Annotated in this window: 20 protein-coding genes; 15 read left to right on the top strand and 5 right to left on the bottom strand. The window is 67.0% G+C overall.

The genetic code is table 11. The annotated features are described in order from the left end of the window. Window positions 1–42: 42 nt before the first annotated feature. From AC5P68_RS08560 to AC5P68_RS08550, 3 genes are all read left to right on the top strand, one after another. Window positions 43–1,899, top strand: coding sequence for an ATP-binding protein (locus tag AC5P68_RS08560; RefSeq protein WP_231522589.1), 1,857 nt, complete (start codon window positions 43–45; stop codon window positions 1,897–1,899). A gap of 48 nt (window positions 1,900–1,947) precedes the next feature. Then, entirely contained in the window at window positions 1,948–4,254 is a 2,307-nt protein-coding gene (locus AC5P68_RS08555) for a tetratricopeptide repeat protein (RefSeq protein ID WP_231522588.1), read from the top strand. Between the two features lie 92 nt (window positions 4,255–4,346). Beyond that, window positions 4,347–4,811 (top strand): YbjP/YqhG family protein, encoded by a 465-nt coding sequence (locus AC5P68_RS08550; RefSeq protein ID WP_231522587.1) that lies wholly within the window; start codon window positions 4,347–4,349, stop codon window positions 4,809–4,811. 100 nt (window positions 4,812–4,911) lie between these two features. On the opposite strand, the gene AC5P68_RS08545 is transcribed toward AC5P68_RS08550, so the two are convergent. Continuing rightward, window positions 4,912–5,706 (bottom strand): cytochrome C assembly family protein, encoded by a 795-nt coding sequence (locus tag AC5P68_RS08545; protein WP_059033588.1) that lies wholly within the window; start codon window positions 5,704–5,706, stop codon window positions 4,912–4,914. Window positions 5,707–5,828: 122 nt separating this feature from the next. On the opposite strand from AC5P68_RS08545, the gene ffh reads away from it, so the two are divergent. The 10 genes from ffh to AC5P68_RS08495 all read left to right on the top strand — a co-directional run bounded on the left by ffh (window position 5,829) and on the right by AC5P68_RS08495 (window position 12,844). After that, window positions 5,829–7,205 carry a signal recognition particle protein gene (gene ffh / locus AC5P68_RS08540; protein ID WP_005408591.1) on the top strand — a complete coding sequence of 459 codons (1,377 nt, stop codon included), beginning with the start codon at window positions 5,829–5,831 and terminating at the stop codon, window positions 7,203–7,205. 91 nt (window positions 7,206–7,296) lie between these two features. Next, window positions 7,297–8,373 (top strand): NAD(P)H-dependent flavin oxidoreductase, encoded by a 1,077-nt coding sequence (locus AC5P68_RS08535; RefSeq protein ID WP_111109002.1) that lies wholly within the window; start codon window positions 7,297–7,299, stop codon window positions 8,371–8,373. Next, window positions 8,370–9,182 (top strand): aminotransferase class IV family protein, encoded by an 813-nt coding sequence (locus AC5P68_RS08530; protein ID WP_231522586.1) that lies wholly within the window; start codon window positions 8,370–8,372, stop codon window positions 9,180–9,182. Before AC5P68_RS08535 ends, AC5P68_RS08530 begins: the two co-directional genes overlap by 4 nt. 97 nt (window positions 9,183–9,279) lie before the next feature. After that, window positions 9,280–9,540 (top strand): 30S ribosomal protein S16, encoded by a 261-nt coding sequence (gene rpsP / locus AC5P68_RS08525; RefSeq protein WP_005408594.1) that lies wholly within the window; start codon window positions 9,280–9,282, stop codon window positions 9,538–9,540. A gap of 44 nt (window positions 9,541–9,584) precedes the next feature. After that, on the top strand, window positions 9,585–10,097 hold the full coding sequence (rimM, locus tag AC5P68_RS08520) for a ribosome maturation factor RimM (protein WP_231522585.1): 513 nt from the start codon (window positions 9,585–9,587) through the stop codon (window positions 10,095–10,097). 8 nt (window positions 10,098–10,105) lie between these two features. Next, the gene (gene trmD / locus AC5P68_RS08515) at window positions 10,106–10,864 is read left to right on the top strand and encodes a tRNA (guanosine(37)-N1)-methyltransferase TrmD (RefSeq protein WP_024956747.1); all 759 of its coding nucleotides are present in this window, start codon (window positions 10,106–10,108) and stop codon (window positions 10,862–10,864) included. 154 nt (window positions 10,865–11,018) lie between these two features. Continuing rightward, the gene (gene rplS, locus AC5P68_RS08510; protein WP_005408597.1) at window positions 11,019–11,420 is read left to right on the top strand and encodes a 50S ribosomal protein L19; all 402 of its coding nucleotides are present in this window, start codon (window positions 11,019–11,021) and stop codon (window positions 11,418–11,420) included. A gap of 82 nt (window positions 11,421–11,502) precedes the next feature. Beyond that, the gene (locus tag AC5P68_RS08505) at window positions 11,503–11,883 is read left to right on the top strand and encodes a DUF6404 family protein (protein ID WP_062606755.1); all 381 of its coding nucleotides are present in this window, start codon (window positions 11,503–11,505) and stop codon (window positions 11,881–11,883) included. Between the two features lie 80 nt (window positions 11,884–11,963). Further along, window positions 11,964–12,398, top strand: a complete 435-nt coding sequence (locus tag AC5P68_RS08500; protein ID WP_062606757.1) for a DUF1801 domain-containing protein — start codon at window positions 11,964–11,966, stop codon at window positions 12,396–12,398. Between the two features lie 38 nt (window positions 12,399–12,436). Then, window positions 12,437–12,844: a DUF1801 domain-containing protein gene (locus AC5P68_RS08495; RefSeq protein ID WP_033833379.1), complete on the top strand. Its 408-nt coding sequence runs from the start codon at window positions 12,437–12,439 to the stop codon at window positions 12,842–12,844. Window positions 12,845–12,913: 69 nt separating this feature from the next. Here AC5P68_RS08495 and AC5P68_RS08490 read toward each other — a convergent pair whose 3' ends face one another. Then, a complete protein-coding gene (locus tag AC5P68_RS08490) occupies window positions 12,914–14,374 on the bottom strand; it encodes an MATE family efflux transporter (RefSeq protein WP_231522583.1) in 1,461 nt (486 codons plus the stop codon). Window positions 14,375–14,436: 62 nt separating this feature from the next. Here AC5P68_RS08490 and AC5P68_RS08485 point away from each other — a divergent pair, with 62 nt between their 5' ends. Both AC5P68_RS08485 and AC5P68_RS08480 read left to right on the top strand, forming a co-directional pair. After that, a complete protein-coding gene (locus tag AC5P68_RS08485) occupies window positions 14,437–14,676 on the top strand; it encodes a hypothetical protein (RefSeq protein WP_005408602.1) in 240 nt (79 codons plus the stop codon). Between the two features lie 9 nt (window positions 14,677–14,685). Beyond that, the gene (locus AC5P68_RS08480; protein WP_005408603.1) at window positions 14,686–15,093 is read left to right on the top strand and encodes an RNA-binding S4 domain-containing protein; all 408 of its coding nucleotides are present in this window, start codon (window positions 14,686–14,688) and stop codon (window positions 15,091–15,093) included. Between the two features lie 38 nt (window positions 15,094–15,131). Here the strand turns inward: AC5P68_RS08480 and AC5P68_RS08475 are convergent, their stop codons facing one another. From AC5P68_RS08475 to AC5P68_RS08465, 3 genes are all read right to left on the bottom strand, one after another. Next, complete coding sequence (locus AC5P68_RS08475) at window positions 15,132–15,740, bottom strand: DUF937 domain-containing protein (RefSeq protein ID WP_049404750.1); 609 nt, start codon at window positions 15,738–15,740, stop codon at window positions 15,132–15,134. 108 nt (window positions 15,741–15,848) lie between these two features. After that, complete coding sequence (locus AC5P68_RS08470) at window positions 15,849–17,492, bottom strand: catalase (RefSeq protein ID WP_005408605.1); 1,644 nt, start codon at window positions 17,490–17,492, stop codon at window positions 15,849–15,851. Window positions 17,493–17,672: 180 nt separating this feature from the next. Then, a complete protein-coding gene (locus AC5P68_RS08465) occupies window positions 17,673–19,391 on the bottom strand; it encodes a wall associated protein (protein ID WP_288418434.1) in 1,719 nt (572 codons plus the stop codon). Window positions 19,392–19,394: the final 3 nt, after the last annotated feature.

Here is a 19,394-nt window from a genome sequence, read left to right as displayed (position 1 = left end):
GCGCCCTCTGGCGTCTTTCCGTGCCCAGGAGTAAACGATTACATGCAGGACACCACGCTCACCGCCCCCAACGCCGAAATCCGTCGCGCAGGGGTCGATCTCAATGGATTGATGACGGTGCTGGGCAAGCACCTGTATTCCACCCCGGTGGTGGCGCTGCGTGAGCTGGTGCAGAACGCGCATGACTCGATCATCCGTCGCCGCATCGAGCAGCCTGGCATCGAAGTGCCGTCGCGCATCTCGGTGCAGGTCGATGCCGCTGCCGGCCTGCTGCGCATCACCGATACCGGTGCCGGCCTGACCCGCCAGGAAATCCATGACTACCTGGCTACCGTGGGCGTCGGCTACACCCGGGGCCTGCGCCAGGGCGGGGAGGACGATGAAGGCCTGATCGGCATGTTCGGCCTCGGGTTCCTGTCGGCCTTCGTGCTGGCGCGCAGGGTCAGCGTGCGTACCACCTCGTACCAGACGCCGGAACTGGGTCATCTGTACGTGTCCAGCAATGCCGAGCAGTACACCGTCAGCGAAATGCCGGCGCGCGCGGTTGGCACCGAGGTGGAACTGGAGCTGCATCCGGATTTCCTGCCGCTGGCCAACGAGGCGCGCCTGCACGAGGTGCTGGGCCGCTATTGCGCGCTGCTGTCCGAGCCGATCTTCATCGGTGCTGCGGCCGAGGCGCTCAACCCCGAGCCGCCGCCGTGGCGCAGCCAGGGTGACGTCGTCGTGCATCCGGTACAGGCGCGTCGCCAGGCGCTGCAGTTCGCTGCGCGCTTCGAGCACGATTTCGAGCCGATCGTCACCGTGCCACTGCGCGCGGATGGCGACAGCGATGCCACCGGCCTGTTGTGGGTCCAGGACGGCGCTACCTACGGCACCAGTGACAACCGCAATCTTTCGGTGTTCGTGCGCGGCATGCTGCTGGATGACGATGCGCGCGACCTGCTGCCGCCGTGGGCCGGTTTCATCGGCGGGGTGATCGAATCCTCGCGGCTGACGCCCACCGCCAGCCGCGAAGACCTGCAGCGCGATGACCAGTACCGGGCCGTGCAGCACGCGCTGCTGGAGGCGCTGATTGATGGCCTGGCCGACGTCGCACGGCAGCAGCCGGAAGCCTGGCGACGCGTTCTCACGCGCCATAATGAGGCCTTGCTGGGCGCGGCGCTGTGCGATGACCGCCTGTTCGACCTGCTGTTGGAGCACGTGCGCGTGCCGACTTCGCAGGGCGACCTGCCGGCCAGTGCGCTGCCGGCGCGTGGTGCCGTGCATGTGATTCTCGACAATGGCGGTGGCTTCGAGGAGATGCTGTTCCGCGCGATGGGGGTACCGGTCGCGCATGGCCACCGCTATGCAGTCGTGCCGTTCCTGCGTCGCTGGGCCCAGGCCAAGGGCCTGCGCCTGGTTGAACTGGGGACCGAGCAGGGTAACCGTGCACTGTTCCGAAGCGATGACAGCCTCGACGAGGCGCAGCTGGCATGGCTGCGCGAGCAGCTGGGCGACGGCGAACAGTTGCTGCCGGCACGCTTCAGCCCCGAGTCGCTGCCGGTGGTGGTGGTGCCCGACCGCGAAGCCGAGCTGAAGCAGCGCCTGGAAGACGACGAGAACGACAAGCGCGTGTCGATGGCCGCGCTGCGCCTGGCCCGGCAGTTCACCGCACGCATCGAGTCGCGCGCGCCGTCGCGGCTGTACCTCAATCTCGACAACCCGGCAGTGCAGGCGCTGCTGCGCGCCCAGCGCGAGGGGCATCCACAGGCCGAAGCCGCAGCCCGTCTGCTGCGCTCACTGAAGATCATCGTCGCCGCGCAGGGCCGCCCGCTGGCACGCGCGAACGCTACGCCCGGCCCGGATCTCAACGGCGCCTTTACCGATATCGCCGGTGCCCTGCAGCAGATGCTGCGCTGAGCACCGTACCTTCTCATCCAGCCTTCGCTAGACAGGAGCACTTACCCCATGGACATCTGGAACTGGGTCGAAAAACTGCAGGGTGACCTGCGCCAGGCCGGCCAGGCGCAGAACGCGCACCTGCTGAACCGTCTCGCCGACGAGGTGAGTGAACTGCAGATCGACCGCGTCGATGCATTGCTGCCCGAAGCGCGTGCGCTGGGCAAGGCGCTGGACAACCCGTGGGTCGACGTCTATGTCGGCCACTGGGCGCTGCGCAACCGCGTCGGCAACCGCGTCGAAGGCGAGAGCGCGCTGGGCGAAGCGGTGGCGCTGTTCGAACGTGCGCACCGTGATGACACGCTGGAATGCCCGCAGTCGATCTGCGTGACCCAGGATCTGGCTGCCTGCTATGGCAACATCGATGGCCCGGGCTGGGTGCCCGAGCGCATCGAGGTCTGCGATGAAACACTGGGTCGCATCGACCCAAGCTGGGCGTGTTTCCAGTGCCTGAGCTGCGAGAAGGCCGATGCGCTGCTCGATGATGGTCGTGGCCAGGCGGCGCTGGATTACCTGCAGGCGCAGGCCGATGCCGTGGAGGCCTGTGGCAAGGAAGTGTTCGACAGCTTCCCGGAGATGCAGATCAAGATCCTGCTGGGAATGGGCCGTGCCGATGAGGCACTGGCACTGATCGAAAAGCGGGAGGCCGAAGTTGCGGCGTCCGGAGAGTACGAGCCGGCCAACTGCACGGTGCCGCGCCGCCTGTCCAAGGCCTGGGCGCTGGCCCAGCTGGGCCGCGACGAAGAGGCGCTGCAGCAGCTGGTGCCGTGGAGCGAGCTGACCCCGAACTACTGGCGCCTGTGGGCCAACACCGCCGCCGCGCTCTGCCAGCGGGATCCTGCGCGCAACACCTGGGATCTGGGCACGCGCTTCAACACGATCATCGAGCACTTTGCCCGGGTCGGATCGCATCGCCTGATGATCGAAGTGGCAGCGCTGAGCCTGGAGCTGGCGCTGCAGCGTGGCGCGCGCTGGGTGGCACTGCGGCAGCTGGAACTGGCCCGCACCCATCTGGCGCTGCTGCGCCAGGATCGTGGTGCTGCGGCGCTGGTGGCCGGCCTGGCCGCGCGCATCGACGCGTTGCCGGATGTCGCACCGCTGCCGGTGCCGGCGGGCGAGCTGCTGGCATGGCTGGACGCGCAGGGCGAACAGAACCAGTCGCGCGATCCCGAGCGCGAAGCGCAGTGGTTGCTGCAGGCGCATGCCGAGCTGCCCGATGACGAGGCGCTGGCCGAGATGGCGGCCAGCGCACTCAATGCCTGCGGCGCGCAGCCCGAGGCGCGCGCGCTGCTGTGGCGGTTCGTACGCGGCCATGCGCAGCACGATGGTCCCGCGGCCTACACGCTGATGCGCTGGCTGGCCGAGCAGGGCGACGACGATGGCCTGCGCCAGCTGGCCGATCTCTACCGTGGCAGCGTGCCGGTGTTCGCGCACTGGTGCGAGGTGCAGCGTGCACGCCGCGTGTCCGACTGGCCGGCGCTGGAGCAGGCGGCCCGATCCCTGCTGGAGCTGTCTCCGGGCTCGCACGGCGCGCGCGGCACGCTGGCGCGGATGTACATGGAAACCGGCCGCTTCAGCGAAGCACAGGCCTGCTATGCGCAGCTGGTTGAATTGCTGGAAGAGCCGAATGCCGCGCATTGGGACCACATGAGTGCCGCCAGCGCGGCGCGGGATTGGGACGCCGTGCGTCGCTCGGCGAAGGCGATCGGCATGGAGCTGTCCAGCCAGGAAGGCGTGGTCGAAGAGCCGTGGGGTTGGGTGATCATCCGCAGCGAAGAGAACGGTGAGCCGATGGAGTACTACGCCCGTCGCAGCGGACCGGTGACCGCGCGCATCGTCGAGAACGCGCCGTCCAACCGCGCCCAGCAGGTGGGCGACTGGGTGGTGTTCGATGCCGCGCTGGTGCATCCGGCACCCGAGGAGGAGGAAGCACGCGAGCATTTCATCCCGACCTATGCGCAGGTGCATGTGCTGGAACGCGGCGGCTTCGCCCGCAGCTGGATGATCGATGGCGCGCACCCGGGCGAAGAGGCCTGGAACGTCTTCGTCGAGGCGGCCGAAGCACAGGGTTGGAAGGTGTGGTCGCACAGCCGCCCGGACTACACCGTCACCGACCCCGATGTGGAAGACGGCACGCTGCCCGGCCTGCTGTTCACCGTGGCCCAGCCGCAGGACCATGCACCGCTGGCGCTGCACCGCTTCCTCCAGCAGCAGACTGCGACGTGGCCGCATCCGCATTGCTGGCTGCGCCTGGCCGAAGCCTGCGACCAGGATCGCCAGCCGCACCTGGACGTGATCGAGCGTTACGGGTTGTAAGCCGGGTATCGGGTAGTGTCGGCCGCTGGCCGGCAGCGCCGGGATATCCTGTAGTGCCGGCCAGCGGCCGGCACTCCCTCAAGGAGAAATACATGCGAAAGACAGGGATGTTCGTGATCGCCGGGATGCTGCTGGCCCCCACCGTGCAGGCTGCTCCCGCCTGCCGGGAGCCTGCGGCTGTGGCCCGCGCCTTCTACGAGGCGACGACCGGCAACGGTGATCTGCTGGAGCCGCCGGCTGCGCTGGTCAGCCCGGCCTTCGGCAAGGCGTTGCGTGATGAGCGTGCCTGCCAGCAGCGCGAGGAAGGCATCTGCACGATCGATTCGGACCCGTGGCTGGATGCGCAGGACGGCGACATCGACAGTCCGGTGCGCTACAGCTGGAAAGAGGCCTCTGCGACCACCGGCCAGGTCGAGATGCGCTATTCGGTATGGAAGAAGGCCTACGTGACCCGGTTGCCGATGGTGCGTCAGGGACAGGGTTGCTGGCAGGTCGATGACATCCTCACCAACAGTGGCCGTTCGGTGCGGAAGATCCTGGCCCAGCCGGTGCCCTGATCGTCTGCGGCATCCACGCATGGCGTGGTCCAGTTGCCGGCCAGCGGCCGGCACTACCGGGTGATGTTGGGGTGGATGCCGACCGTTGGTCGGCACGCTTCTATCGCGTATGCCCGAACACCAGTTCGATCACGAACTGGCTGCCGAAGAACGCCAGCAGCAGCAACAGCATTGCCGCCAGCGTCCAGTGCACCGCCTTCATGCCGCGCCAGCCGTAGCGGCGGCGGCCGACCAGCAGCACGCCGAACACGATCCACGACAGCACGCTCAGCACAGTCTTGTGCACCAGCTTCTGTGCCAGCAGGTCATCGACGAACAGCACACCGGTGACCAGGGTCAGGGTCAGCAGCGCGAAGCCGACGGTGATCACCCGGAACAGCAGTGATTCCAGGTCGGCCAGCGGCGGCAGCGCCCGCAGCCACGGCCGGAACTCTCGGCGACGCAGTGCGCGTTCCTGCAGCCACAGCATGATTGCCAGCAGCGCGGCGATGCTCAGCGTGGCGTAGGCCAGCAGCGCCAGCCAGGCGTGGCTGGCCAGGCGCCAGCCCAGCACTTTGCTCGGTTCGTGGCCGTAGCCGTGGTAGGCCAGCAGCAGCACGGCAGCCAGCGGGAACACCACCACGCCCAGTGCCGACATGCGTCCGCGCGCGCCGACCAGCGAGGTCAGCCAGGCCATGCCCAGGCCGACCAGCGACAGCGCGGCGAAGAAGTGCATGTCCGGCCCGCCGTTGGTGCGCATCGCCACCATCACGTGGTAGCTGCCATGCAGCAGCATCGCCGGCAGGGCCGGCCACAGCCAGGTGGGCGAGCCGGTGGTTTCATCGCGGCCGAGCGCGCGCACCAGCAGGGCACTGGCAGCCAGGTAGAGCAGGACGGCGATGAGAACGATTGTCATCGTTGCAGTTTCGCACACCCCTGCGGTGGTGGCGACGGCCCCGTGGCCGCAGTCCGGGGAGACAGCCGGACCCGTTATACTGTCTGCCTTATTGTCCCCCGCTTTCAGACAGGTTGCGCCGCATGTTCGAGTCCCTGACCCAGCGCCTTTCCGGCACCATCGAGCGCCTGCGTGGCCGTGGCCGCCTGACCGAGGAGAACATCCGCGAGGCGACCCGCGAAGTGCGCATCGCGCTGCTCGAAGCCGACGTTGCGCTGCCGGTGGTGCAGGCCCTGATCGAGCGCATCAAGGTACGAGCGGTCGGCCAGGAAGTGCTGAAGTCGCTGACCCCGGGCCAGGCGCTGATCAAGGTCGTGCGCGACGAGCTGACCGCGGTGATGGGCGCCGAAGCCAGCGACCTGAACCTCAATGTGCCCGCGCCTGCCATCATCCTGATGGCGGGCCTGCAGGGCGCCGGCAAGACCACCACGGTGGGCAAGCTGGCCAAGCACCTGAAGGAAAAGCGCAAGAAGAAGGTGATGGTGGTCTCGGCCGACGTCTACCGTCCGGCCGCGATCGAGCAGCTGAAGACCCTGGCCGAGCAGGTCGGCGTGCTGTTCTTCCCGTCCAGTGCCGACCAGAAGCCGGAAGCCATCGTCCGTGCCGCCATCGACGACGCGCGCAAGTCGTTCGTCGACGTGCTGCTGGTCGATACCGCCGGCCGCCTGGCCATCGACGAAGCGATGATGGCCGAGATCAAGGCCCTGCACGCTGCGGTGAACCCGGCCGAAACCCTGTTCGTGGTCGACGCCATGACCGGCCAGGACGCGGCCAACACCGCCAAGGCCTTCGGCGACGCCCTGCCGCTGACCGGCGTGGTGCTGACCAAGACCGACGGTGACGCCCGTGGCGGTGCCGCGCTGAGCGTGCGCTACATCACCGGCAAGCCGATCAAGTTCGTCGGCGTCAGCGAAAAGCCGGAAGGCCTGGACGTGTTCCACCCGGACCGTATCGCCAGCCGCATCCTCGACATGGGCGACGTGCTGTCGCTGGTCGAGCAGGTCGAGCAGCAGGTCGACAAGGACAAGGCGGCCAAGCTGGCCGAGAAGGTTGCCAAGGGCAAGAAGTTCGACCTGAACGACATGCGTGACCAGCTCGAGCAGATGCAGAACATGGGCGGCATCGGCGGCCTGATGGACAAGCTGCCGGGCCTGGGCAATATCCCCGACCATCTGAAGCAGCAGGTCAGCCAGGGCAAGGAAGTGCCGCGCATGATCGCCATCATCAGCTCGATGACCAAGAAGGAACGGCGCAACCCGAACCTGCTGAACGGCTCGCGCCGCGCGCGCATCGCCAAGGGCTCGGGCGTGACGCCGGCTGACGTCAACAAGCTGATGAAGCAGTACATGCAGATGGAAAAGATGATGAGCAAGATGGCCGGCGGCGGCATGAAGGGCATGCTGCGCAGCATGAAGGGCATGATGGGCGCCATGGGCGGCCGCGGCATGCCGTTCCGTTGATGCAGCGACGGGGCCGGCGCGCATTGCGACGCAGCCCCGGTCACAATGACTGGCGTATGCTGGATGGCGACTTCTCCAACAGGTATGTCGCGTGAATGCATCGCCGATTCTTGAACGCGCCGACACCTTCTGTCGGCGTTTTTCATTGCAGCTTCCGATCCTGCTGGCACCGATGGCCGGTGCCTGCCCGGTGCCGCTGTCGGCCGCGCTGGCCAATGCCGGCAGCATGGGCGCGATGGGTGCGGTGCTGTCGCCGGCCGCCGATATCGGCCGCTGGATGGATGACTTCCGCGCCGCTTCAAATGGCCCGGCGCAGGTGAACCTGTGGGTGCCGGATCCGGTGCCGACCCGTGACGTCGCCGCCGAGGCCGCCAGCCGCGCTTTCCTGGCCCAGTGGGGCCCGGACGTGCCGGCCAGCGCCGCCGACGCCACGCCCGCCGATTTCGAAGAACAGTTCGCTGCGTTGCTTGCGGCACGTCCGGCGGTGGCCTCGACCATCATGGGCGTGCTGCTGCCACGCCACGTGCAGCAGCTGAAGGATGCCGGCATTGCCTGGATCGCCTGCGCGACCACCTTGTCCGAAGCGCGTGCAGCACAGGACGCCGGTGCCGATGCGGTGGTGGCGCAGGGCATGGAAGCGGGCGGCCATCGCGGTGCGTTCGATCCGGCGATGGCCGAGCGCCAGCTGGTCGGCCTGTTCGCGCTGCTGCCGCGCCTGGCCGATCACCTGCAGATCCCGGTGATTGCCGCCGGCGGTATCGCCGATGGCCGCGGTATCGCCGCCGCGCTCACGCTGGGGGCCAGCGCGGTGCAGATCGGCACCGCGTTCCTGCGCACGCCCGAAGCCGCGATCGCCTCGGCGTGGGCCGATGGGCTGGCCGCCAGCGAACCGGAAGACACCTGGCCGACCCGCGCCTTCAGCGGCCGCCTGGGCCGCGGCCTGGCGACCGCCTATGTGCGCGCCGCTGCCGCAGAAGGCGCCCCGCCGCCACGCCCGTACCCGGTGCAGCGCGGGCTGACCGCGCCGATGCGCAAGCAGGCCGCGCAGGAAAACCGCCTGGCGGCGATGCAGGCCTGGGCCGGGCAGTCGGCGTGGATGGCGCCGGCACAGCCGGCCGCCGACGTGCTGCGCGGCATGTGGAGCCAGGCGCAGGCGCTGCTGCGATGACGGTGACCTGCAACGGCCTGCCGGCACAGGTCGAGGATCTGCTGCCGGCGCTGGTCAACTACGGCCATTTCACCTCGCTGCAGGTGCGCGGCCACGCGGTGCAGGGACTGGACCTGCATCTGGCGCGGCTGTCACAGGCGACGCGTGAACTGTTCGGCAGCGAGCTGGATACGGTGCAGGTACAGACCTGGATGGCACAGGCCCTGCAACAGGCCGGCCTGGCCGATGCCTCGCTGCGGGTGACGGTGTACTCGCGCCGGTTCGATTTCCGCAACCCGCTGGCGGCGGTGCCGGTGGACGTGCTGGTGGCAGTATCAGCGCCGGTGGCCCTGGTCGCGCCCAAGCGCGTGCGCAGCGTGGTCTGGCAGCGCGAAATGCCGCGGATCAAGCACGTGGGCACGTTTGGCCTGTTCGCCGAGCGCCGCGCGGCGATGGCCGAAGGATTCGACGATGTGCTGTTCGTGACCGCTGATGGCGACGTGAGTGAAGGCAGCACCTGGAACCTGGCCGTGCACGATGGTGAACGGCTGCTCTGGCCGCAGGCGCCGGCCCTGCGCGGTACGGCCGAGGCGCTGCTGAAGCGGCACTGGCCCGATGCGCAGTTGACGCGGCCGTTGGCGCTGGCTGAACTGGGCAGTGTGAAGGCCGCTTTTGCCTGCAACGCCAGCGGCCTGTGGGCGCTGGAGGCCATCGACGGGCATCTCCTGCCAAGCTCGCAGGCGCTGGCTGAACAGGGCAGGGTGGTGCTGGCGGCGGTGGCTTGGCAGGGGCTGGGGTCAGATCCCTTTTGCGGCGCAAAAGGGATCTGACCCCAAGCGAACGCCCGGGGTTGGCTCGGCCGGACTCTACCGCTATAATCGCCCGCTTACCTCGCCATCCTGGCGACTGGGCAATAGGAAAAACACCATGGTCAAGATTCGACTGACCCGCGGCGGCGCCAAGAAGCGTCCGTTCTACCACATCATCGTCACCGACGTGCGCAGCGCGCGCGACGGCCGCAACATCGAGCGCGTTGGTTTCTACAACCCGGTCGCCCAGGGCGGCGAGAAGCGCATCGAGCTGGACCTGGCCCGCGTTGACCATTGGGTCAAGAACGGCGCCCAGCCGACCGACAAGGTCCGCAACCTGATCAAGGAAGCGACCAAGTCCCAGGCCGCTGCGGCCTGATCCTGAGGGGCCACGCTTCGGCGTGGCCCTCTTGGTTGAAGCAGATGAAAGATATCGAGCGCCGCATCCTGCTGGGCAGGGTTGTCGGCGCTTTTGGTGTGCGCGGCGAGATCAAGCTCGAGTCCTGGACCGAGCCACGTTCCGCCATTTTCCGTTACCAGCCGTGGATCGTGCGCAGCCCGTCCGGCGTGGAAGCCACGATTGAAGGTGTGCGTGGCCGCGACAGTGGCAAGCACCTGGTCGCCCGTTTCCCCGGCGTCGAGGACCGCGATACCGTCGAAGCGATGCGCGGCACCGAGATCTACGTGGCCCGCAGTGCCCTGCCACCGCCGAAGCCCGATGAGTATTACTGGGTGGACCTGGAAGGCCTGGACGTGAAGACCACCGAGGGCGTTGCCCTGGGCCAGGTCTCGCACCTGTTCAGCACTGGCGCCAATGACGTGGTGGTGGTCCGGGGTGACCGCGAGCGGATGATCCCGTTCGTGCAGCCGGACTTCGTCAAGTCGGTCGATTTCGAGGCCAACCTGGTCGTGGTCGACTGGGATCCCGAGTTCTGAGTGTGAGCATGCGTTTCGACGTCATCACCCTGTTCCCCGAGTTCCTCGCCCAGTCCGCTGGACTGGGCGTGGTCGGGCGCGCGCAGGAGAAGGGATTGTTCAGCCTGCATGGCTGGAATCCCCGTGATTACGCCGAAGGCAACTACCGCCGGGTGGACGACCGTCCGTTCGGTGGCGGCCCGGGCATGGTGATGCTGATCGAACCGTTGCAGGCCTGCCTGCAGGCGATCCGCGATGCTGATCCGACCCCGGCGCGGGTGATCTACCTCAGCCCGCAGGGGGCGCCGTTGACCCAGGCCAAGGTACGGGAACTGGCGGCACTGCCGCGCATGGTCCTGCTCTGTGGCCGCTACGAGGGCATCGACGAGCGTTTCCTGGAAGCCAATGTCGACGAGGAAATCTCCCTCGGCGACTACGTGCTGTCGGGTGGCGAGCTGGGTGCCGCGGTCATCATCGACGCCGTGGCCCGCCTGCAGGACGGGGCCCTGAATGACGCTGAATCAGCGGCCCAGGACAGCTTCGAAGGTGATCTGGGCCTGCTCGACTGCCCGCACTACAGCCAGCCGGCCCAGCACCCTCTGGGCGACGTGCCGGACGTGCTGCGCTCAGGCAACCATGCGGCCATCGCCGCGTGGCGCCGCCAGCAGTCGCTGGTCCGTACCGCCCAGCGGCGCCCGGACCTGCTGGATGAACAGGCGCTGGGCAAGGCCGACCGCACGCTGCTGGAACAGGGCCGTCAGGCCCAGAAACAGAAGGCCGACCCCTAGCGCAGGGCCGACTTTATCGGCTATCATGGCCAATTACCGCCAGCCCAGGCCGGCGCGCGCAGTACCCACAACAAACGTGCAGCACAGTCCGGTGACTGCATGAGCCCACGTTGTCTACATGACACGCCCACCCGAACAAGAATCGGTGTAACCCATGAGCAAGCTGAACAAGTCCATCGTCGCGGAATTCGAATCCGCCCAGATCACCCGTGAACTGCCGAAGTTCAGCCAGGGCGACACCGTTGTCGTCAACGTGAAGGTGAAGGAAGGCAGCCGCGAGCGCGTGCAGGCCTACGAAGGCGTCGTCATCGCCACCAAGAACGCCGGCCTGAACTCCTCGTTCACCGTGCGCAAGATCTCGCACGGCTACGGCGTCGAGCGCGTGTTCCAGACCCACAGCGCCATCATCGACTCGGTCGAAGTGAAGCGTCGTGGTAAGGTCCGCGCCGGCAAGCTGTACTACCTGCGTGGCCTGGAAGGCAAGGCTGCCCGCATCAAGGAAGACCTGGCTGCCGCTGCTGCCGCCAAGGCTGCCCGTCTGGCCGAAAAGGCCTGATAAACAACTTCGGTTGTTGCCGCGACGGCCACCTTCGGGTGGCCGTTTGCGTTTCCGGCATCGCATCGGCCACGATCAGGTGATGAACGACATCAACCCGCGCTATCCCGCCGTGATCCAGTCGGCGTTGCGCTTCCTCGACGGCAAGGGATTGGCGCGTGTGCAGTCGGCGCCGTTGCTGCATCGCCTGCTGTGGCGCATGGGCATCGCACTGCCACCGCCGATCCTGGCCGGCTTCGGTACCAATGCGCTGGTGCAGGGCCTGTTGTTCGGGCTGTTCTGGACCGCGCTGATGTGGCTGATGCTGTGGCAGGGCAGTGAGCGTCCGCTGGCGCTGCTGCTGGTGGCCGGGCTGTTGGCCGGAGCGCTGTTCGGCATGGTGATGGCGGCGCTGATGCGCGCGCTGCGCCGGCACCGCAAGCTGCCGGAGTGGCGCCAGTTCCGCGCGGGGCAGGCGGACTGAGCCGATGGCGCACTGCGCCGTGACCGCCCGGCACAGGCCGCGGTAGGCTGCCGGCATCATCCCGATGGACGTGCCGTGCGATGCCTGCCAAGCGAACCGCACCTTCCGCTGCGCACAAGCTGTTGTCAGGCGGTAATCCGCAGATCGCCAAGGGCGAGGGCGATGCCACGGTGCAGGCCTATATCGCGGCGATGCCGGACTGGAAGCGGCCGATCGGCGCACGGCTGGATGCGCTGGTCGAACAGGCCGTACCCGGGGTGCACAAGGCGGTGAAGTGGAACTCGCCGATGTATGCGGTGGCCGCGGGCGAAGGCTGGTTTCTCAGCTTCCATTGCTTCACCCGCTATATCAAGGTGGCGTTCTTCCGCGGCGCTGCGCTGAAACCGGTGCCGCCGGAGCCGTCCAGGAGTGCCGATACGCGCTACCTGCACATTGCACAGGATGGCGTACTGGATGAAGCCCGGTTTCTTGACTGGGTGCGCCAGGCCGCGGCATTGCCCGGCGAACACATGTAAGCCCACCGTTCTGATCTCCTTGCCGACGAGAGCCGCTGATGGCCACGCATGCACCCAACCCGGCCGATGCCGGAACCCCGGCCGCCGAACTGATCGATGCGCGCATCGCCGAACTGGGCGACTGGCGTGGCGAAGCGCTGGCACGCGTGCGTGCGTTGATCCATGAGGCGCTGCCCGACGTGCAGGAAACCTGGAAATGGCGGGGTACACCGGTGTGGGAGCACAACGGCATCCTGTGCACCGGCGAGACCTACAAGCAGGCGGTGAAGCTGACGTTTGCCAATGGCGCGGCGCTGGCCGACCCCAAAGGCCTGTTCAACGCCAGCCTGGAGGGCAACACGCGGCGCGCGATCAATATCCATGAAGGCGCGATGCCGGATGCCGCCGCGTTCAAGGCGCTGATGCGCGCGGCGGCCATGTTCAACGCGGCGAAGAAGAAGCGGTAGAGCCGGCTGCTGGCCGGCTGTGCCGCGATGCTGCTGGAGAGGCTTGAGGTTGCCGGCCAGCGGCCGGCACTACCGCATCGGTGCGGCATCCGGGTCGGCCACCGGCGACGGCGGGCAGGCCGGAATTTCCGACGGCGTGGCCAGTTCCTCGGCGTGCGAGGGCTTGCCCATCATCTTCGCCTTGCGCCAGCCGCCCCAGCGGTAGTACGCCAACGACAGCAGCATCGACGCCAGCGAGCTGACCGGGAAACTCCACCAGATCGCATCGGCGCCCCAATACGGCTGCAGCAGCTCGGCGAACGGCACGCGCACGCCCCACAGCGAACCGGCCAGGATCAGCAGCGGCGGGATCACCGCGCCGGTGGAGCGCACCACGCCGGAGATCACGAAGCTGACGCCGAAGAACAGGAACGAGCCGATCACCACGTGGTTGAGGTGACGGGCAATGTCCAGCGCCTGGCTGGCCGGCGGCAGGAACAGGGCCAGCAGCTGGCGATCGAACAGGACCAGCGGCAGGATCAGCGCGCCGGTCAGCAGGAAATTGAACAGCACGCCCTGGCGTGCGGTGCCGCGTACGCGGTCCCAGCGCTGTGCACCGACGTTCTGCGCCGCCATCGAAGAGCACGCCGCGCCAATCGCCATCGCCGGCATCTGCAGGTAGTTCCACAGCTGCAGGGAAGCGCCGTAACCGGCGGCGGTGTCGGTGCCGTACTGGTTGACCATGGTCATCAGCAGGATCACCGACAGCGAAATCAGCACCATCTGCAGGCCCATCGGCACGCCCTTGAGCACCAGCGCTTTCAGGATGGTCAGGTCGAGCTTGAACAGGCGCATGTCGGCGCGGCCCAGCCACAACGTGTGGCGCTTGTGCCGCATGTACAGCAGCAGGCCGGCCAGCGACAGCGTCTGCGCGACGAGCGTGGCCCAGGCCGAGCCGGCGATGCCCAGCGCGGGGAACGGCCCCATGCCGAAGATCAGAACCGGGTTCAGCACGATGTCCAGTGCCACCGACACCATCAGGAAACGGAACGGCGTGCGCGAGTCACCGGCGCCGCGCAGCGCGGCGGTGAGGAAGGCGAACGCATACAGCGTCGGCATCGCCAGGAAGATGATCTGCAGGTAGGCCTCGGCCAATGGCAGCGAGGCGGCCGGCGTGCCCATCGCCGCCAGCAGCGGATGGGCCATGAACCAGCCTGCGATGGCGATGATCACCGACAGGCCGATGAAGAAGGTGGCGCTGGTACCCACCACGCGCCGCGCCTGCGGGATGTCGCGCGCGCCGATCGCCTGGCCGATCAGGATGGTCGAGGCCATGCCGAAGCCGAACACCGAGCCGATCAGGAAGAACATGATGTTGTTGGCGTTCGCGGTGGCGGTCAGTGCCGCCTCGCCGAGGAAGCGCCCGACCCAGACCGCATTCACCGAACCGTTCAGCGACTGCGCGATGTTGCCGGCCAGGATCGGCAGGGAAAACAACAGGAGATTGCGGCCGATCGGGCCGGAGGTCAGGTCAAGCGGCGCTTTGGCCATGGAGTGGTGATCGAATCCCGGGAGGCGCACACTAGCACCAAGCCGGTTTGCGGGATGTGGCAATGCGTCAACGACTGCAGGTGAAGCGAAGGCTGGCGCTGGCCTTGATCGGCGCCGCGCTGGCCGCATGTTCGACAGGTGACCGGCTGGGCGATACCCAGGTGCGGCCAACCGACCGCCCCGAGTGCCTGGTCGGCAGCCAGCGCCAGGATCTTTCCGCCGGCGTTCCCACCCTGATCGGGGGCAGTGGCTGCCGCACCGACCCCGACAACCCGCGTCCCCTGAACAAGCGAACGGAGTAGTCCCTGCCGATGACCGAGCTTTCCCCGCTGTCGCCCAGTGTCCGCCTGGACATCTGGCTGTGGGCGGCCCGTTTCTTCAAGACCCGCAGCCTGGCCAAGCAGGCCATCGAGACCGGCAAGGTCAGCGTCGCCGGGCAGCGCCCGAAATCCTCACGCGCAGTGCGCGTCGGTGAGCAGCTGCAGGTCGACCGCGGCGAAGAGCATTTCGAGATCCAGGTGCTGGGCCTGAGCGACCAGCGCGGGCCGGCGCCGACGGCGCAGCAGTTGTATGCCGAGAGTGAGGCCTCGAAGGCGCGCCGTGCCGAACAGCGCGCGTTGCGCATCGCGGCGCGCGATGGTTTCCAGCCGCCGGAGCACAAGCCGGACAAGCGCGCACGGCGGTTGATCCGCGCGCTCGGCGATATCGACGCGTTGTAAGCAGCAGGGCGCCAGACCGGATCCGGCGCCCCCTTGGCTCAGCGCTTGCCGCCCAGCAGGCTGCCGCCGATCTTCAGCAGATCGCCCACGCCGAGCTGGCCGTCACCATCTTGGTCCAGCAGGCTGCCGAGCAGGCCGCCGGCAAGACCGCCCTGCTGCTGCACCTGCTGCTTTTCCTGACCGAGGGCCTGGCTGAGCGAGCCGGCGTCGGCCTGGCCGCCACCGAGGCGCTGGGCGAGGAAAGCCATCACGATCGGTGCGAGGATCTGCAGCAGCTGGCTGGTGCGGCCACTGTCGAGCTGGGTGGCCTGGGCCAGGCCGGTTTCCACCTTCTGCTGGTTGCCGCCGAAGATGTGGCCGAGGATGCCGGCGCCATCGCTGGCGGCACCACCGCCACCGCCACCGCCGCCCAGCACCGAACCGAGCACGCTGCCCAGGTCCAGCCCACTGTGGTTGTTCTGCAGCGCGCCGAGCAGCGCCTGCGCGCCCTGCGGCTGCGAGGCGTTGTTGCCCAGCGCGCCCATCAACACCGGCAGCGCGGCACTGATCGCACCGGAAGCCTGGGTGTCGCTGATGCCGAGCTGCTGCGACACCTGCTGCAGCGGTGCGCCCTGCAGTTTGGCGAGAAGTTCGTCGGTGAGGCTCATCTGCGGAATCCTTGATTGGGGTGGGGCGTGCAGAAGGTACGACGCGGACCGTTAAAACGGCGACGCCGCCTCAAGGGGAGGCGGCGTGCTGTTCACGGGGCAGGGCGATCAGAGCTCGATGTCTTCGGCGCCCGGGGTCGCGGTGGGGAAGTCCGCTTCCGGCTGCGCCGGCTTGAACGGATCCGACGGCTGGCTGGCCAGCGCCTTCAGCGCTGCGGCAACGCCAGCGCCATAGGCCGGGTCGGCCTTGCTGCAGTTGTCGATGTGGCGCTGCTTGATGAAGTCCGGCGCATCGCCCAGGGCGCGGGCGGTGTTGGCGAACAGGCGGTCCTTCTGTGCCTGGTTGTAGCTGCGGAACAGCGCACCGGGCTGGCTGAAGTAGTCGGCGTCGTCCTCACGGAAATTCCAGAAGTCGGCGTCACCGCGGATCTTCATCGGCGGCTCGCGGTACTGCGGCTGTTCCTGCCACTGGCCGTAGCTGTTCGGCTCGTAGTGCGGCAGGCCGCCGTAGTTGCCGTCCACGCGCATCGCACCGTCGCGGTGGTTGCTGTGCACCGGGCAGCGTGCGGCGTTCACCGGAATCTGGTGGTGGTTCACGCCCAAGCGGTAGCGCTGCGCATCGGAATAGGCGAACAGGCGTGCCTGCAGCATCTTGTCCGGCGACGGGCCGATGCCGGGCACCAGGTTGCTCGGTGCGAACGCGGACTGCTCGACGTCCTGGTACCAGTTGACCGGGTTGCGGTTGAGTTCGAACTGGCCCACTTCGATCAGCGGGTAGTCGCTCTTCGGCCACACCTTGGTCAGGTCGAACGGATGGATGCGGTAGGTTTCCGCCTCCAGCTCGGGCATGACCTGGATGAACAGCTTCCACTTCGGGAAGTCGCCCTTCTCGATTGCGGCGAACAGGTCGCGGCCGTGGCTTTCGCGGTCATGGCCGACCAGGATCTGCGCCTGCGCGTCGGTCAGCGATTCGATGCCCTGCTGGCTGACGAAGTGGAATTTCACCCAGAAGCGCTCGCTGTCGGCGTTGGTGAAGCTGTAGGTGTGCGAGCCGAAGCCGTGCATGTGGCGGAAGCTGCGCGGGATGCCGCGGTCGCTCATCACCACGGTCACCTGCAGCAGGGCTTCGGGCAGCAACGTCCAGAAGTCCCAGTTGTTGCGCGCGCTGCGCAGGTTGGTATGCGGGTCGCGTTTCACGGCCTTGTTGAGGTCGGCGAACTTGCGCGGGTCGCGCAGGAAGAACACCGGCGTGTTGTTGCCGACCAGGTCCCAGTTGCCTTCTTCGGTGTAGAACTTCAGCGCGAAGCCGCGGATGTCACGCTCGGCGTCGGCGGCGCCACGCTCGCCGGCCACCGTGGTGAAGCGCGCGAACATCTCGGTCTGCTTGCCGACCTTCTCGAACAGCTTGGCGCGGGTGTACTTGCTGATGTCGTGGGTGACGGTGAAAGTACCGAACGCGCCCGAGCCCTTGGCGTGCATGCGGCGCTCGGGAATGATCTCGCGGTTGAGGTTGGCCAGCTTCTCCAGCAGCCAGACGTCTTCCATCAGCAGCGGGCCACGTGGGCCGGCGGTCTTGCTGTTCTGGTTGTCCACCACCGGTGCGCCGAAGGCCGTTGTCATCGGCGTGACCGGATCATCGCCGTGCTTCTGCTTGGGCGTGGTGCTCAGTTCACGCTGCTGCTGGGCGCCTTCCGCCGGCGACGGCGCGGTGTGATACGGGCACTTGGGGCTGTTGTTATCGGACTGGCTCATGGCTGGCTCCTGCGGGTGAAGACGGGGTGGAACATCTTCACTCGACTTTAGCTATGGCCAGATGAAATGAATAATCGAATGAATCATTCACTTCTATAGCTTCTGTCTATCGATTGTCGGGAATTCATTGCCGGGGCCTTGTTCCGGTCGCCCGGCGGCTCGCGTCCCGACACGCTCCGATCATGGGCCAGCAGTGCTCGATTCGACGATGCGCACCGGGCGTGCTAGGCCGTCGAATGCATCCACATAACGACGATGAAGCATCCCGTCCCGGTGCAGCTGGGTGTCCTGCATCGGCCGGATCTGGGTGGTCAGCGGATTCCCGCGTGGCGCCAGTTGCGTTCCATAGCGTGCGGGGTAGGGCCCCGATGCGCCTGCCTTCACATACCGGGTTTCCTGTACCACCAAGCCGGCACGGCGAAGGCGCTCGATCTGCAGGTCGCCGATGTTGGCGGTGTAGTCGTTGCCGAAGACATACTCGGCCTGCACGCCGTCGGGCCGGTTTTCCCAGGTTGTTGAAACGCAGTTGGAGGTGCAGCCACCGGTGAATGACCAGTGTGGTGAGTATGTGTACGTCCAGGAGGCGGGCTGGATGCCGGGCCCGGACAGGGTCTTGGATACCAGCGACTTGGCCATGTAGGCATTGGGAATGCCGAATGAGCCAAACCCGAAGTTGGAGGAACTAGTGCCGATGATGCCGCAGCTGCCAGGCGTGTTGTCCGATCCGTGGATCAACTGGCGAAGCGAGAACACCCCTTGTGCGCCGCTGGGATGGCGCATGGTGATCACATCGTTGAAGGCCGGGTCGCCGGCATCTTCCGAGCGGAATCCCGTTGCATTCTGCGCGCAGGAATTCATGTAGAAGCCTGGATTCAGGACGGGGGGCACCATCGTCCACGGCATGGCGCCCACATGGCGGTCGGTGGAGAAGGTCCAGCGCGACTGGTCGGGAAGTACGACTTCGTTGAGCGTGCGCCCCCAGTAGCTGTCGACGTAGTTGTAACGCCAGGTGCGATCCCCGGCCCGGACGGCGCCGATCTTGCCCTGCGCGTCATAGTCGATATCGATCCGGGCTCCGTCATTGGAAATGATCGCCAGCAGGCGGGTCGGGTTGGCACCGTCGTAGCTGTAACTGACCCAGTTGCCGTGGCGGTCCTCGACACGTGTCGCGTAGAGGAAGACATCGACGACCGGAACCAGCAGGTAGGGCTGCGATGTGCCATTGCCATTGCCATCACGATAGTACTCGTTGGCCAGCACGTCGTGCTGGTCGCGGACCGCCATCCAATCGAAGAAGTAACGGGTGCCATCGGTAGTCCGCACCACAAAACCTTCGCCGGTTCCATTCCTGATGGCTGGCAGGCAGCTGACGCGCCACTGGCTGGCCGAGGTACCAATGTAGGTTGCCCCATCCTGGGGCAGGCTTGCCCCTGCTTCCTTCAGCAACAGGGATTCATAACCGACCGCAGGGAGGTTGATGAAGATGCCGCTCCAATAGGTGTGCTTCGGGATGACCCGGGTGTTGAAGTCCGGTGACGGGCCCACCCACTCGGTCGGGGACAGGTTGCTGCCGCTGCAGCGGCCGCCGCCCGCCGCGTTCCAGCCCCGGCGTTGATCGTAGGAGCCCATCATGTAGGGGGCATCGATCTCCCAGGACGCCCCCAGCGGGGCGGCAGCGCGATCCAGTCCCTGTTTCTGCTTCGGCGTTGTGCGGGTGAATGCGACCCGCATTCCACTGCTGGTCGGCACCACGACATCGGTCTGCGAGAACTGCAGCGTGCCATCCTTCCTGTTTAGGGAATCACCAAACAGATCATCGCCGAGCGCCGCGACCCGCGCACCCCGCAGGCGTTCGTCGTAGGTACGCTCGCTGCTTACGAATTCCTGTGCATCGGCCACGCC

The sequence above is a fragment of the Stenotrophomonas sp. YJH_SMC_58 genome (assembly GCF_059369635.1).
This window is presented reverse-complemented; position numbering and strand designations above follow the sequence as displayed.

Bases quoted from the DNA above. Each gene is read 5' to 3' on its own strand.
- AC5P68_RS08560 (WP_231522589.1), top strand. From the start codon at position 43: ATGCAGGACACCACGCTCACCGCCCCCAACGCCGAAATCCGTCGCGCA.
- AC5P68_RS08505 (WP_062606755.1), top strand. From the start codon at position 11,503: ATGAACGACATCAACCCGCGCTATCCCGCCGTGATCCAGTCGGCGTTG.
- AC5P68_RS08490 (WP_231522583.1), bottom strand. From the start codon at position 14,374: ATGGCCAAAGCGCCGCTTGACCTGACCTCCGGCCCGATCGGCCGCAAT.
- AC5P68_RS08555 (WP_231522588.1), top strand. From the start codon at position 1,948: ATGGACATCTGGAACTGGGTCGAAAAACTGCAGGGTGACCTGCGCCAG.
- ffh (WP_005408591.1), top strand. From the start codon at position 5,829: ATGTTCGAGTCCCTGACCCAGCGCCTTTCCGGCACCATCGAGCGCCTG.
- AC5P68_RS08475 (WP_049404750.1), bottom strand. From the start codon at position 15,740: ATGAGCCTCACCGACGAACTTCTCGCCAAACTGCAGGGCGCACCGCTG.
- rplS (WP_005408597.1), top strand. From the start codon at position 11,019: ATGAGCAAGCTGAACAAGTCCATCGTCGCGGAATTCGAATCCGCCCAG.
- trmD (WP_024956747.1), top strand. From the start codon at position 10,106: ATGCGTTTCGACGTCATCACCCTGTTCCCCGAGTTCCTCGCCCAGTCC.
- rpsP (WP_005408594.1), top strand. From the start codon at position 9,280: ATGGTCAAGATTCGACTGACCCGCGGCGGCGCCAAGAAGCGTCCGTTC.
- AC5P68_RS08470 (WP_005408605.1), bottom strand. From the start codon at position 17,492: ATGAGCCAGTCCGATAACAACAGCCCCAAGTGCCCGTATCACACCGCG.
- AC5P68_RS08530 (WP_231522586.1), top strand. From the start codon at position 8,370: ATGACGGTGACCTGCAACGGCCTGCCGGCACAGGTCGAGGATCTGCTG.
- AC5P68_RS08500 (WP_062606757.1), top strand. From the start codon at position 11,964: ATGCCTGCCAAGCGAACCGCACCTTCCGCTGCGCACAAGCTGTTGTCA.
- rimM (WP_231522585.1), top strand. From the start codon at position 9,585: ATGAAAGATATCGAGCGCCGCATCCTGCTGGGCAGGGTTGTCGGCGCT.
- AC5P68_RS08485 (WP_005408602.1), top strand. From the start codon at position 14,437: ATGCGTCAACGACTGCAGGTGAAGCGAAGGCTGGCGCTGGCCTTGATC.
- AC5P68_RS08495 (WP_033833379.1), top strand. From the start codon at position 12,437: ATGGCCACGCATGCACCCAACCCGGCCGATGCCGGAACCCCGGCCGCC.
- AC5P68_RS08545 (WP_059033588.1), bottom strand. From the start codon at position 5,706: ATGACAATCGTTCTCATCGCCGTCCTGCTCTACCTGGCTGCCAGTGCC.
- AC5P68_RS08480 (WP_005408603.1), top strand. From the start codon at position 14,686: ATGACCGAGCTTTCCCCGCTGTCGCCCAGTGTCCGCCTGGACATCTGG.
- AC5P68_RS08550 (WP_231522587.1), top strand. From the start codon at position 4,347: ATGCGAAAGACAGGGATGTTCGTGATCGCCGGGATGCTGCTGGCCCCC.